Origin of the sequence: Acinetobacter psychrotolerans (assembly GCF_048552595.1) — a bacterium.
GTDB lineage: Bacteria > Pseudomonadota > Gammaproteobacteria > Pseudomonadales > Moraxellaceae > Acinetobacter.
The window spans coordinates 41,483-53,968 of sequence record NZ_JBIMDK010000012.1 but is presented as its reverse complement, the minus strand read 5'-3'; the positions used below and the strand labels follow the sequence as shown (position 1 = coordinate 53,968).

The window sequence follows — 12,486 nt, the reverse complement described above, 5'->3', positions numbered from 1 at the left end:
ATTGGTTTAAACAAGGTGGTTTGAATCAATTCAAAAGGGCAGTTTGAGGACAATGCATGATTTACGACCACAATGTTAATATGAATGAATACGTGAATCCCACGGTTCATATTCAGATTCGATCGGAAAATCAAAATAATAATTTTCGACCAGATGAATACTTAAAAAATAAAGCATTTGAAACTTTTAAAAATCAAACTGAAGCATTTAAGAAAGAAAGCTTAATCGATATTAGTAAATTTACCGAAAAACTTGTCAGTATGTCGCGTAGTACTACTGCACATCGCTGTGCGAGATATGTGCGTATAGCACTTGAATCAGCCGGTGCGCGTTTTTCTGATCATCCTGTTGCCGCTTCAGACTGGGGTTCGACTTTAACTGAGATTGGTTATAAGCAAATCCGTCCTGACTTTGATAATCCTCAAGAAGGTGATATTTATATCATCAACAGTACCAGTCGCCATCGTTATGGTCATATTGCTGGATTTACAGGTTCTCAGTGGGTTTCTGACTTTAGACAACGCAGCTATGACGTTTATAAAGACTCAAATGTAACGTATGAATATTACCGTTTAAATGGATAATGCTTAGAATGTTCGAAAGCGTCTACACAACAGCTTAATTCTGAAAGTTTGTAAATATGCAAAAGCATAAAAGAGGAAGCGATTTTGGTTAATCGCTTCCTCTTTTTTATTCGATGCGTTTTTGCCGATTTTCATAAATCGATACAATGAATAAACCTAAGGCAACGAATCCAATGGCTTGAACACTGGTAAACATTTTATTTTGAGTAGGTAGCAAGTAAATGACAACAATCACTGCAATTATTGGCAATATTAAAGTCAGTATTTTCAACGCTTGTTTATAGGATTTTGTCGCATCCACTTTTAGACATAAATTACGCAATAGATGAATAGAGATTCCTATCAGCAGGCAAATGAGTGTGAAGATTGGACTGATTTTTTCAAACGTTGAACAATAGTAAATGATTGCACAAGTGAGAATAGACACAATGGTTTTAATCTGTCGTGAGCAGCGCTCTGAATACCAAAAATCTAACATGATCAAAGCTCAGTTGAGGTCGTATTTTTATTTAATAATGAAAAAGGCGAAAAAATACAGGCCGTCAAAGCCATGAATGCAATGCCTTGCGCACCTGGAATAAGGATTTCGCCATTGTTCATATTTTTGAAAACCAGTGCTAGCAGTATCGCAATTGGAATCCAAGTCATCAGGCGATATATAAAGCCTGTTGGATTTTTTGCAGCAAAATGAATTTTACAATAACGGCAAATGAGGAAAATAATTCCAGTCCCTGCAAAAAGTAAAATATTATCGACTGTAAGCGGTTGGTACGCATATAGTCCAATCGTAACGGCTGCGATTAAGATCAGGAACATTAATTTTTTGGCAATCGCCACTTTAGGATCAAACCAAAATTCAAGCATAGTGAATCAACTGACTGAAATTATAAATACTCTAACACATGAAAAATAATGAGGCATTGCCTCATTATTTTTTATTCTATATTTAGTTTAATGTGGTCTTTTGTGGACCCCAATCGAAAATTTTCTTTTGGTAAGCATACCAAATTAACCATAAACCGACCAAGATCATCGGTAACGATAATATCTGACCTTTGGTCATCCATCCCATTAAAATATAGCCTTGGTCTGCATCGGGTTCGCGGAAAAACTCCATAAAGAAGCGGGCACAGCCATATCCCATTAAAAATACAGCAGAAACTGCATAGCGTGGGCGTGGTTTAGCGCTATAGAACCATAAAATAATAAACAGCAGTAAGCCTTCGCACAGTGCTTGATAAATTTGTGATGGATGGCGTATTAATTGCAATGGATCTGTTGGGAAAATCATTCCCAAAGCAAAGTTTGGGTCAGAAACTTGACGACCATAGAGTTCGCCACCAATGAAATTACCAATACGACCAAACATTAAACCTGTGGGTACGCAAGGTGCAATAAAATCAAGCGTTTCAAACCATGTCTTTTTATATTTATGACACCACAATAGCATTGCAATCATCACACCGAGGAAACCGCCGTGAAAACTCATGCCGCCAGTCCAAACTTTAAATAACCAAATTGGATCTGCTAAGAATTTACTAAACTCGTAAAATAGGACATAGCCAATACGACCACCGAGTACAACACCCAATGCACCATAGAAGACAAGGTCTGAAACCATTTCAGAGTTCCAGCTATCACGTTGTTTAGCACGATATGTTGCAAGACCCCAAGCACATAAGAATGCCAATAGGTACATCAGCCCATACCAATGGACTTTTATAGGTCCCAGTGCTAATGCAACTGGATCAATATTCGGGTAAGTAAGCATGCCTATGCCTTGAGTTTCTATTTTGCACAGATTTTAGCTGAAAGATGTAGAAAATGTTGTACATTCAATGTGTAAAGTTCAAGGAATGTTTTTATGTGTATCGTGGCTCTCGCTTGGCAAGTTTTGGATGAATTTCCTGTATGTTTAATTTCAAATCGGGATGAGTTCTATCATCGTCCAACATCGCAATTACATCATTGGTCAGAAAGCCCAATTGTTGCAGGACAAGATTTGCAATCAGGTGGAACATGGATGGGCATCACCGAACAAGGTCGTTGGGCGGTGGTCACTAATTATCGTGATGGCAATGATCAAGTCGGTTATCCAACGTCACGGGGACATTTAATTCAAGCTTTTTTAGAATCTGAACAAACACCGATTCGGTTTGCACAACAATTAGAAAAAACTCAACGAGATTATGCAGGCTTTAATTTATTTCTGGGCGATCTACAACAAGCGGTTTATATGAGTAATCGGGGTGAAGCACCACAGGTATTATCCAAAGGTGTATTTGTTGTTTCAAATGGTTTGATGTCAGATGATTGGGAAAAAACCAAACATTTACGCAAACGCTTTACTCAAGAATTTTTACCGATGTTGCAACTATCATCTACCTCTGAAGTTGATATTCAATATGCAGTTTGGGATATTTTGGAAGATGAACGCAAAGTTATTCCAGACCTATTACCGAATACTGGAATTAATTCAGATATGGAGGGGTTACTTTCTTCTACATTTATACAAAGCCCAGTCTACGGAACACGATGTTCCAATGTTTTAAGAATAGGGCATACGCATATCGATTGGATTGAAAAAACTCAGCAGGGTGAATATCAAGGTGATTTGATTCAATTTAATAGTGCAGTTGTTCAATAAAAATGCGTGCTGAATGGAGTTCAGCACGCATTTAATTTTTGGATGTAAATATAAAATCTAACGATAAAACACGGTATAGAAATTATTTATACTTACAAAACAATGTATTATCCTGCAATAACGCCGCCGTCTTTGCGTGTGATTACAACTGTTGCAGAACGGGGGCGAGCTATTTTATTTGCTGGATCTTTTTGCGTTGCAGGCCAATTGCTGCTTGGTGTTGAATATGATTTAGAATCTTCACCAGGATGTTGAACATTAATAAAAATGGCCTTGTAGTCTGGCGTCATAGTGACACCTGTAATTTCACATTCTTTAGGTCCAGTGAGGAAGCGGCGTAAATTATCATCTGTAATTTTTGCGCCAACAATGGTTTCTTGCCCTGATGAAGTTGTTGCTTTTGTACCATCACCGACTTTACCTGGCAATGCTGCAAGCATCATACAGTTAGTGGTGTCGGTATAAGCCCCATCATCTGTTTGGATCCATAACACACCACGTGGGTCAAACCACATACCGTCTGGAGAAGAAAGATCATTGTTATCATTCAAACCAGATAGATTGATGTTGCTTGCCATTTTTGCTTCAGCACCGAATAAATAAATATCCCAAGTGAAGCTTTCCGCTGTGGTTTTATTGTCTTTTTCATGAAAACGGATAATGTGGCCATTCACATTGCCCGATTGCTGCGTTGATGTGCCTTTTGTATCGGTATAATTACGTGGGTTCGCAGCATCTAGCGTATTTGTTGTACCACGGTTTGAGTTGTTGGTCAGTGTCACATAGACTTCACCATTTTCAGGATTAATCGCAACCCATTCAGGACGATCCATTTTTGTTGCGCCTACAGCATCCGCCGCTAAACGAGCAAATGTAGTGACTTCAGCTTGTGATTTAAATGGATAAACTGAGTTTGTATCGGTTAAACCATTTTTGCCGTATGCCAATTCAATCCACTGACCTGTACCATTATTATTGAATTTAGCAACATACAACTTGCCTGAATTCATATATTTATCGCCAGCTTTATATCCGCCATTAACGTCTTTGGCATCCCACTGAGCATCTGATACAAACTTATAAATGTATTCACCACGAGAGTCATCACCCATATAAAATGCAAGGTTTTCGCCTTGAATTAAACGACTTGCACGACAATCTTCATGTGCAAAACGACCCAGTGAAGTACGTTTTACAGGGTTTTGTGTACCATCAAATGGGTCAATTTCAACAATCCAACCAAAAGTATTTGCGCTGTTACGATAATCTTGAACTGCTGAGTTTGCAGTCACAGATGAATTCCAACGATCATATAAGTCTTGGCTTTGTAATGAACCAATTGCAGTCTCCCAGCCATAGCGAGAACTTGCACCATCTTTTAAACCGTAACGATTTAAAGCAATGATTTCCGCAGGTGTGCGTTTAGCATCGTCGCCTTTATTACGTACGAAGTAGCCAATATAGTTTTCTTCAGCTGTTAAATAGGTTCCCCACGGCGTGTAACCATTACCACAATTATTGTGTGTACCACGTGTTTGTTTGCCAGCTGGTGAATGTATAGTTGCAACTAATGGACTCGCAGCAACAATACCGCCAAAATCCATAACTGTTGATGCAGTAATACGTCGGTTTAAAACAGAATTTTTAACAATTTCAACTTTTTGAGTTGTGCTATTTTTCTTTAATTCTATGATTGATACGCCGTGCGCATTTACTTCACGAATCACTTCATCTTCTGGACGGCGACCGTCCACTTTGGTTGCACCTTTTTGATGTAAAAATGTCTGATTAATATATTCGTGATTCATTACCAATAAACCACGTTCAGAAGCATTTGCATCATATTTTGGTGTTGAACTGCTCATACCGAAATAGCTCATTCCATCATGGCAATCGCCTGAACGAAATTGAAAGCTTAATCCTGATGGTACATTGTTGTCATCCCATTCTGCATAAGCAGGGTTAATTGAATCGCCCATTGCATATAAAACATTTGCTTCATAACCTTCTGGTACAGTCACGATATCATTCAGGTTTTTAGCAACAGGAGTAAAAGTTAATTTTTCAGGTTTTTTGATTGTTGTTGGTGGCGTTGTAGAGCTTGAATCATCGTCATTACAGCCTGTTAAGCTTGATGCTAAAGCCAATGCCGCTGCACCACTTGCCGTTTTTGTAATGAGGCTACGACGAGAGATACGTTGTTCTAAAATGTCACGGAAATGAATGTTATTAGAGGTGTTATTGTCTAACTCTTGGTCTTCGCAATATGGCGTGAGGTCTGTCATGAGATGATGCCCTTTGGCTAAAAGTAATTGAAAAATAAATATTTAGTAAGTCATAGACCATAACGGAGTAATGTTTAAACATTCTTACGGTTATATTTAAGATTGGTTAAATTTAAGGTTCATTTAAGATTTTAGTGAAAGTTGATTTAGAGATTACAGTCGTAAAGAAAGCGTGGTTATAGAATAAAAAAGCGACTTATAAAAAGTCGCTCATTCAATGTCATTAATAGATTCAAAAAAATTTAAGTTTCTACTTTTTTACGTTTTTCGATGATTTTTCCAAATAATAAGCCAATTTCAAATAACATCCACATTGGAATTGCTAACATGATCATTGAAATTGCATCAGGTGGAGTAATAAACATTGCAATAAAAAAGCACCCAACCACAATGAAGCGACGTTTTTCTGCCAGTGTTTTTGTTGTCACTACCCCAATTAAAATCAATAAAAGCGTGATGATGGGAATTTCAAATGTTAAACCAAAAACGAGAAATAACTTTAAGCAAAAGCTTAAATAGCTATTGATATCCGTCATAGGTGCAACGGTTTCAGGCGAAACGCTCATAAAGAAATGCAAGATTGATGGCAAAGCAACAAAGTAAGCAAAAGCGATTCCAGAATAGAATAAAAAAATACTGCCAAATAATAATGGAAAGGCTAAATTCTTTTCTTTTTCATATAAAGCAGGGCGAATAAAAGCCCACAATTGATAAATAATAAATGGCATTGCTAACATCAAAGCAATAAAGAAGTTCAGCTTAAATGGAGCCATGAATGTTGCCGTAACATCCGTTGCGATCATGGTTGAGTTTACTGGAAGTTGTTTTCTCAGCGGTTCAGATAATGTGACGTAGGTTTTATTTGCAAAGGGCAATAAGCAAAAAAAGATGAGCAATAATACGCCCACAATTTTAAATAAGTGTTTACGTAAGGCTACAAGATGCTGGGTAATGGGCATTGCATTAAGTGGTGGTTTTTCTGAGTCATAATTTTGATCAGAGTTTTGCTCAGCGTTTGGAATTTGTGGCAATAATGAGTCAGTCATACCGCCACCTTCAGCTCATGTGGCATGGTCTTTTCAATTTTCACAGGTAATGTATGCTGCTGTAGGCAGTGTTGTTTATTTAGCCAGATTTTAGTCATATAACTTGAAGGAACCACCGTATTTAATGGATTTAGTATTTTAAAAATATGAAAGGGCTTTTTATTATCAGTAAGAATAGTCTGTTTTTTTTGTTCTGCTGCAAGTATAGATTGTTGTTGCAACTCATTCATCTGCGCTTGCATCTTTTGTTCAAGTTCTTGTATACGTTGCATTTCTTGTTGCATTTGTTCGCGGAATTCAGAAAGACGCAATTCACGATCGATATCATTTTGCACACTGGTAATGGCACGTTTAAATTTGCTGTACCATTTGGCCGCAAAACGTGCCGCTTCAGGTAGTTTTTCAGGACCCAGTACCAACAGGGCAATGATCCCAAATACCAATAATTCAGAAAATCCGACATCTAACATGATCTACGCCCCTACAATTAATGCTTTACAGTAGAGTTCACATCAGTATTTGTTGTTTGATGTTCTAATGTACGAGATTCAGTCAATGAAGCAGCTGCTATTGCCTCTTCTTCTTTAATAGACTTTTTGAAATCTTTAACAGCACCGCCAACATCTTTACCTAAGTTTTTAAGTTTAGAGGTACCAAAAAGTAAAATGACAACAATTGCAAAAATCAGTACATGCCAAATCGATAATCCAGCCATAGTTTAAACTCCTATTTTGAATAAGAGCTATAACAACAGTTATCTGTGACAGAAAGGTGACATCTATATTTCAATTTAAAGACATTAATTTAATTTGAACAGTTGCGGTATGTTAAAAGTCAGTGCGTTTGTAATGCCAGTGACATTTATTCTTACTGCAAGTTACATATGTCTAACCGATAAAATGGGTGCATAGAAGCGGACAAGTCTTGACCGAAAGGGGGACTTATTTGATAGCTCTTTTTATCTAAAAACTACCCTTTTTTATCCCTAAAATTCAATTTTTCAGTACTTGGTATACTTAATTGTAAATTTGGAACGTGTAACGCAAGGCTTTTTCCTGTTTCGCAAGATTGTATATAAAGATCAAATGAGGGAGTAATACTCGGATCTATAAAAGCATGTGTTGTAAAAACATGTTTTAGTTTATCTATGTAGTACTCGATAAAGTTTTTTTCATTTTCAAATGCAGACAATCCTTTTAAATGTCGTTGAAAACTTTGTAAGCTACTCATATCAGGAGGAAGATTAAAACAGGTGACATTAACCTCCCACACTTTTATTTCATGCATATAAGGATGGATCATCTCTATGTCATTTTTAAGAGTAACCTCAAAAAATGGGTCTATTGGGATTGAGTACAGTAAAGTTTCTGTTCCATCAAATATCGAAAAAATGATTGTATTGTTCCTTAAGTGCTCTTTTGGTATACCTTCTTGTAATCTTCTTTCAATTTCCTCATAAATCGCATCCATTTGCTTGAGTGATCGCCCATCTTCTTTAAATTGAATAAAGTAGTCAGCGATTCGATTGAGAAAGAGGGTTTCTCCTGTGCCGACTATTGCCCCTCGAGTCCATAGTTTAATTTTTTTTTCATCATCCTTAGATATACGCATTGAACCTGTTTTTAAGTCACATACCATTGCTCGCTTATCTGCGGCAATTAATATGCAATCTCCCAAATGAACTGAAACAATCATTGTCATGTGTATCCTTGTTTTTATTTTTAAGTAAATATGTTAATCTTGTCTCATAATTATAATGCTGGGGCAATAATAAAATGGCTGGCGGTTCTCGGATTGTAATCAATGATCAAGGTATAACCATCTCTACTGGTGGCAAAATTTTATATCAAGCAGGACAACATAAATTTGAAAGTGGACAGCAAGTTAAGGCTGAAATTCCATCGCTTGCCATTGTCAATGAAATTAAAACTTTTACCAATAAATGGGATTGTTATGACCTGTTTTATGAAGCTAATTTTTCAGAAGTAAAATATAAATTAGTCAATAATAAAAATTATACCTATGTTTCAGGTGAGCTAGATGAGCATGGGCGTACTCAACGTATGACGACATCTAATAATGAAAATCATGATCTTCTTATTGGAACAGATGATGTCTGGACTGTCTCTATGGATGATGACAGTGAATATGATGATTTTGAGTATAACTGTAGTTGTGGATCACACGAAGATCATGACCATGAGGGGGAGATATAATTATGGATTGTTTAGCCAATATAAAATTTTTGGATGCTCTTGATCAACCAATCAGTGGTTTAGTTCACCAACTTTGGGTCGGCTCTACACTAATCTCTGATTATGTATCCCCTGCCAGTGGTGAATCTGTATGGATTAAACGTCCTGTAGGTACAGTCATTGATGTTCGAGTAAGAAGTATGGTCACTGGAGAATATAACTCTCAAGTTAAAATACAGCTTATTGGTGAAAAAACCATTTTTATTGTTCGTAGCCCTAAAATCTTACTCAAAGGCGTAAATCTTTCAGCCAAAGATGCCGCAACTGGCACATATGTACGCTCAACTTATATCGTTGCCGAGGGAGATTATTTAGGTCGAATTGCAGATGATAATCACACAACAACAGATGAGTTAATTAGAATAAATAATCTAAAAAGTGATACCGATATTCACTCAGGTCAAATTTTAAAAATTCCTCCTAAAAAAGCTGAAGCACTAACGCCACCACCTGAAGTTAAGCCTAAACCACAAGCTCCAAAGCCAAATCAGCAAGAAAAAACAAAGATTATTGTTGTTCAACAAACCGATACTTTACCGTTGATTGCTAAATTGACAGGTAATACGATTGATGAAATTAAAAAGTTAAGCAGTCTTTCTAGTGATAGATTGAGCCATAATCAAAAGTTAAGAGTATATGATCGTCAAGTAGCACCTACTGCAACAAAACCGACAACACCAAAGAAAAAAGAAGAGAAAAAGCCTGTAACACCACCAAAAGTTACTCAAGATGCTTCTAAAAATAAAGAAAAAACTCCTGTAGCTAAAGTTGAAGCCCCTACGCCAGTCAACGTAAAAGGCTTATTACCTCAAGCATGTGGTGGGGAAAAACATTATAAGCGTACTTTAGCTCGAATAGCTGAACTCCATGCTGTGTATCAACCTTATGTTATTAAACTAATAAATACTGCATATCAAAAACTTGGAATAACTTGGGTCATTACAGATGGTTATAGAAGTCCATCAGCACAAGACGCTTTACCAAGTGCAAATACTAATGCTAAAGCTTTACAGAGCTATCATCAATATGGCTTAGCAATAGACATCGTTTCTGTCAGAAACGGAGAGATAACGTACCTTTCTGATGATAATCAATCTAAACTTGATAGTAAAAAAATAGGGCCAATAGGTCAAGAATTAGGGTTAGAATGGGGCGGATCATGGAAAAAGAAAGATTGGCCACATTTCCAGTTGTGTCCAAATGGTAAAACTTGGAGAGTATTAAAGCCCCAACTATTAGAGTTAGGTGTAAAAAATTATAAAAAATTAAAGTTTTAGGTGGGAATTATGAAAAAAGTTATAGGCTACTTAACCCTAATGTTTTCTATAGTTGCTTGTATTAATAACCAAGTATTAGCTTACACTTACACTGGTGTTGAAATAAACAGTAAATTCAACAAATTACAACATATAATTATTCCTTACGAATATGAAGATGGACGAATTTCCGATAAAAATGCCACAATATATCAAATGAAGAATAGAGAATGTGCAATTGTTGCTATTTTGAATAATGAATCAAACTTTGGGGGCTATGAAGACGTTATATATTTTTCAAATAAAAAAATTAAATCAGCATACACGAGGAGTTTTTTTTCTACATTCATAGATAAAGCCGCAATGAAAAAAGCAAAAAAAATAAGATATGATGAGTTTATGAAAGATTCTGATACTCAAGATGAGCTAAGCTCTGACTTTAAAAACTATCTAAAGCTAATGAATAAAAATACCTTGAATAAATGTAGTTAATACCTCATTCCACGACTAGGACTATAACTTTGTCGTGGTTCATTTATTTCTTTAATCTATTCATTTGCTTTCGAGTACTTATAATTGCTCGGTCAAAGCTTTGTTTTGTGTCTTGAAGCCCTCCAATTGAGTATTTAAACTACTCACATGGCGTGAGCTTATTCAATCTCTTGTTTCAGTAAGTCAATTAATTATCATATTGAGAATAAGGTGCTGTACTGTGGCGTTTTTATTTCCAGTTTTATCATTTATCTGTGGCTTGATACTGGCGAATAGCAAATTTTCGGCAACTCTCAAATCTTGGTTATCATTATTACTTGCTCGTTTATTTATCCCTGTTGTGATTATTTACAATATGGTTTTTTATAAATCTGGCAGCATTGCTTTAATTCTATTTGCCTTTTTTTCTTGTTTTATTCTGTTCTTTATCTACCTAAAACTATCTAACGATCGCTTGGCTTCACTGTGTTTTAGTTATACCAATATGGCTTGGTTGGGTTTTCCAATTGCTATCGCAATTTTTGGAATTGAAAATAGTATGGCAATGATCCCGCTGTACATTGGTGTATCAATTTTTGGGAATTCTTGGGCGGTCACTTCAGTCAGTTCTGCACCACAATCTAGGCTTGAATTATTGAAAAAAATGCTGCAATCACCACCTGTCATTGCTTTGATGATTTCAGGAGCCTTACGTTGTTTTGATGTGCAACACTTTCAAAATGATGATTGGGTCAATTGGATGTATACGGCTGCCAAATGGAGTATGAGCTTTGCTGGTATGTGTGTATTGGGGATGTGGCTTAGAAAAACCAAAGTTTATCTTGATGATTTAGTGACAAGTTCAAAGCTTGCAGTATTGAAAATACTGTGTGGTGTCGTGTTGTGTACTTTGGCGTATTTATTTTTACCTGTGCCGCATATTCATGAATATATTGGAGTGATGTTTTTACTCTTCTGTTTACCACCTGCAGCCAATATTGTCGCTTTAGAAACGCACTATCAGGGAACGGGTATTTCAGCTCAATATATTGCTTCGGGAACAATTGTAAGTTGTGTGGTCTGCGTGATTTATGGCGTTATGGTGTATCTTTTGAGCTAAAGTTAATTGAACTCTCTCATTTGGAGAGAGAGTTCAAGAGGGAATTTAAAGGTATTTTACTTTTCTAAACTTGCTTTAAATAATTGCATCGCTTGTCCACGATGGCTAATTTTGTTCTTTTCTTCTTTACTCATTTCAGCACTGGAAATACCCAATTCAGGTAGCCAAAACAGCGGATCATAGCCGAAACCATTTTCACCACGTGCTTGCTCTAATACTTCACCTTGCCAAATGCCTTGGAATATTTGTGGAAGCGGATCGTCTGCATGTTGAACCAATGCAAGTACACAAACAAACATTCCTTGAATCGTTTCATGGTCTTTACGTAAAGGTTTTAAATTTTCTAAAAGTTTTACATTATTGGCTGCATCATCACCATGTTCACCTGCGTAGCGTGCAGAATAAATGCCTGGTGCTCCACCAAGTATAGGCACGCAAATACCTGAATCATCTGCAATCGCAGGTTTACCTGAAATACGACTTGCATGGCGTGCTTTAATGATGGCATTTTCAATAAAGCTTAAACCGTCTTCAATTGCATCTTCGATATTCAGTTGCCCTTGAGGAATTACTTCAACAGGTAGATCTAACTCGGCAAACATTTTTGTGAATTCAGCAATTTTGCCTTTATTATTACTTGCGAGTACCAGTGTTCCTTGCGATAACCAATCTTGTGCAGACATTTCAATTGCTCTGAATTTTGAATAACGTTGAGTATTTTAACGGATTCTAAGCATGATTTGAAAAATAGAAGTTTGAGTTTTAGCTTAAAAACCTGAAATCTAAATGAAGAAGCCATACTGTATTTTAGGTAATAGTATG

General features: G+C 36.4%; 15 protein-coding genes. 6 read left to right on the top strand and 9 right to left on the bottom strand.

Annotation, left to right across the window (positions count from 1 at the left end; all coding sequences use genetic code 11):
* The first annotated feature begins 56 nt into the window (after window positions 1-56).
* A complete protein-coding gene (locus ACG94X_RS11420) occupies window positions 57-584 on the top strand; it encodes a CHAP domain-containing protein (protein WP_419383849.1) in 528 nt (175 codons plus the stop codon).
* 106 nt (window positions 585-690) lie between these two features.
* Here ACG94X_RS11420 and ACG94X_RS11415 read toward each other — a convergent pair whose 3' ends face one another.
* The 3 genes from ACG94X_RS11415 to lgt all read right to left on the bottom strand — a co-directional run bounded on the left by ACG94X_RS11415 (window position 691) and on the right by lgt (window position 2,355).
* Entirely contained in the window at window positions 691-1,062 is a 372-nt protein-coding gene (locus ACG94X_RS11415) for a hypothetical protein (protein ID WP_419383848.1), read from the bottom strand.
* Between the two features lie 2 nt (window positions 1,063-1,064).
* The gene (locus tag ACG94X_RS11410; protein ID WP_419383847.1) at window positions 1,065-1,448 is read right to left on the bottom strand and encodes a hypothetical protein; all 384 of its coding nucleotides are present in this window, start codon (window positions 1,446-1,448) and stop codon (window positions 1,065-1,067) included.
* Between the two features lie 82 nt (window positions 1,449-1,530).
* A complete protein-coding gene (gene lgt, locus ACG94X_RS11405; RefSeq protein WP_419383846.1) occupies window positions 1,531-2,355 on the bottom strand; it encodes a prolipoprotein diacylglyceryl transferase in 825 nt (274 codons plus the stop codon).
* Window positions 2,356-2,448: 93 nt separating this feature from the next.
* Here lgt and ACG94X_RS11400 point away from each other — a divergent pair, with 93 nt between their 5' ends.
* Window positions 2,449-3,231 carry an NRDE family protein gene (locus tag ACG94X_RS11400; RefSeq protein WP_419383845.1) on the top strand — a complete coding sequence of 261 codons (783 nt, stop codon included), beginning with the start codon at window positions 2,449-2,451 and terminating at the stop codon, window positions 3,229-3,231.
* Window positions 3,232-3,338: 107 nt separating this feature from the next.
* On the opposite strand, the gene ACG94X_RS11395 is transcribed toward ACG94X_RS11400, so the two are convergent.
* From ACG94X_RS11395 to ACG94X_RS11375, 5 genes are all read right to left on the bottom strand, one after another.
* The gene (locus tag ACG94X_RS11395) at window positions 3,339-5,516 is read right to left on the bottom strand and encodes a PhoX family protein (RefSeq protein WP_419383844.1); all 2,178 of its coding nucleotides are present in this window, start codon (window positions 5,514-5,516) and stop codon (window positions 3,339-3,341) included.
* 242 nt (window positions 5,517-5,758) lie between these two features.
* A complete protein-coding gene (gene tatC, locus ACG94X_RS11390; protein WP_419383902.1) occupies window positions 5,759-6,475 on the bottom strand; it encodes a twin-arginine translocase subunit TatC in 717 nt (238 codons plus the stop codon).
* An 83-nt stretch (window positions 6,476-6,558) separates the two neighbouring features.
* Complete coding sequence (gene tatB, locus ACG94X_RS11385) at window positions 6,559-7,032, bottom strand: Sec-independent protein translocase protein TatB (protein ID WP_419383843.1); 474 nt, start codon at window positions 7,030-7,032, stop codon at window positions 6,559-6,561.
* Window positions 7,033-7,049: 17 nt separating this feature from the next.
* Window positions 7,050-7,277 carry a Sec-independent protein translocase subunit TatA gene (locus tag ACG94X_RS11380; protein WP_419383842.1) on the bottom strand — a complete coding sequence of 76 codons (228 nt, stop codon included), beginning with the start codon at window positions 7,275-7,277 and terminating at the stop codon, window positions 7,050-7,052.
* Window positions 7,278-7,531: 254 nt separating this feature from the next.
* A complete protein-coding gene (locus tag ACG94X_RS11375) occupies window positions 7,532-8,263 on the bottom strand; it encodes a hypothetical protein (RefSeq protein ID WP_419383841.1) in 732 nt (243 codons plus the stop codon).
* Window positions 8,264-8,337: 74 nt separating this feature from the next.
* Between ACG94X_RS11375 and ACG94X_RS11370 the strand changes: the two genes are divergently transcribed.
* The 4 genes from ACG94X_RS11370 to ACG94X_RS11355 all read left to right on the top strand — a co-directional run bounded on the left by ACG94X_RS11370 (window position 8,338) and on the right by ACG94X_RS11355 (window position 11,664).
* Window positions 8,338-8,778: a hypothetical protein gene (locus ACG94X_RS11370; RefSeq protein ID WP_419383840.1), complete on the top strand. Its 441-nt coding sequence runs from the start codon at window positions 8,338-8,340 to the stop codon at window positions 8,776-8,778.
* A gap of 2 nt (window positions 8,779-8,780) precedes the next feature.
* Complete coding sequence (locus ACG94X_RS11365) at window positions 8,781-10,094, top strand: LysM peptidoglycan-binding domain-containing protein (protein ID WP_419383839.1); 1,314 nt, start codon at window positions 8,781-8,783, stop codon at window positions 10,092-10,094.
* Window positions 10,095-10,103: 9 nt separating this feature from the next.
* On the top strand, window positions 10,104-10,565 hold the full coding sequence (locus tag ACG94X_RS11360) for a hypothetical protein (RefSeq protein WP_419383838.1): 462 nt from the start codon (window positions 10,104-10,106) through the stop codon (window positions 10,563-10,565).
* Window positions 10,566-10,785: 220 nt separating this feature from the next.
* Entirely contained in the window at window positions 10,786-11,664 is an 879-nt protein-coding gene (locus ACG94X_RS11355) for an AEC family transporter (RefSeq protein ID WP_419383837.1), read from the top strand.
* A 56-nt stretch (window positions 11,665-11,720) separates the two neighbouring features.
* Here the strand turns inward: ACG94X_RS11355 and rdgB are convergent, their stop codons facing one another.
* Window positions 11,721-12,347: an RdgB/HAM1 family non-canonical purine NTP pyrophosphatase gene (gene rdgB, locus ACG94X_RS11350; RefSeq protein WP_419383836.1), complete on the bottom strand. Its 627-nt coding sequence runs from the start codon at window positions 12,345-12,347 to the stop codon at window positions 11,721-11,723.
* Window positions 12,348-12,486 lie beyond the last annotated feature (139 nt).

Coding starts and splice junctions, on each gene's coding strand:
- ACG94X_RS11420 (WP_419383849.1), top strand. CDS start 57: ATGATTTACGACCACAATGTTAATATGAATGAATACGTGAATCCCACG.
- ACG94X_RS11415 (WP_419383848.1), bottom strand. CDS start 1,062: ATGTTAGATTTTTGGTATTCAGAGCGCTGCTCACGACAGATTAAAACC.
- ACG94X_RS11410 (WP_419383847.1), bottom strand. CDS start 1,448: ATGCTTGAATTTTGGTTTGATCCTAAAGTGGCGATTGCCAAAAAATTA.
- lgt (WP_419383846.1), bottom strand. CDS start 2,355: ATGCTTACTTACCCGAATATTGATCCAGTTGCATTAGCACTGGGACCT.
- ACG94X_RS11400 (WP_419383845.1), top strand. CDS start 2,449: ATGTGTATCGTGGCTCTCGCTTGGCAAGTTTTGGATGAATTTCCTGTA.
- ACG94X_RS11395 (WP_419383844.1), bottom strand. CDS start 5,516: ATGACAGACCTCACGCCATATTGCGAAGACCAAGAGTTAGACAATAAC.
- tatC (WP_419383902.1), bottom strand. CDS start 6,475: ATGCCCATTACCCAGCATCTTGTAGCCTTACGTAAACACTTATTTAAA.
- tatB (WP_419383843.1), bottom strand. CDS start 7,032: ATGTTAGATGTCGGATTTTCTGAATTATTGGTATTTGGGATCATTGCC.
- ACG94X_RS11380 (WP_419383842.1), bottom strand. CDS start 7,277: ATGGCTGGATTATCGATTTGGCATGTACTGATTTTTGCAATTGTTGTC.
- ACG94X_RS11375 (WP_419383841.1), bottom strand. CDS start 8,263: ATGACAATGATTGTTTCAGTTCATTTGGGAGATTGCATATTAATTGCC.
- ACG94X_RS11370 (WP_419383840.1), top strand. CDS start 8,338: ATGGCTGGCGGTTCTCGGATTGTAATCAATGATCAAGGTATAACCATC.
- ACG94X_RS11365 (WP_419383839.1), top strand. CDS start 8,781: ATGGATTGTTTAGCCAATATAAAATTTTTGGATGCTCTTGATCAACCA.
- ACG94X_RS11360 (WP_419383838.1), top strand. CDS start 10,104: ATGAAAAAAGTTATAGGCTACTTAACCCTAATGTTTTCTATAGTTGCT.
- rdgB (WP_419383836.1), bottom strand. CDS start 12,347: ATGTCTGCACAAGATTGGTTATCGCAAGGAACACTGGTACTCGCAAGT.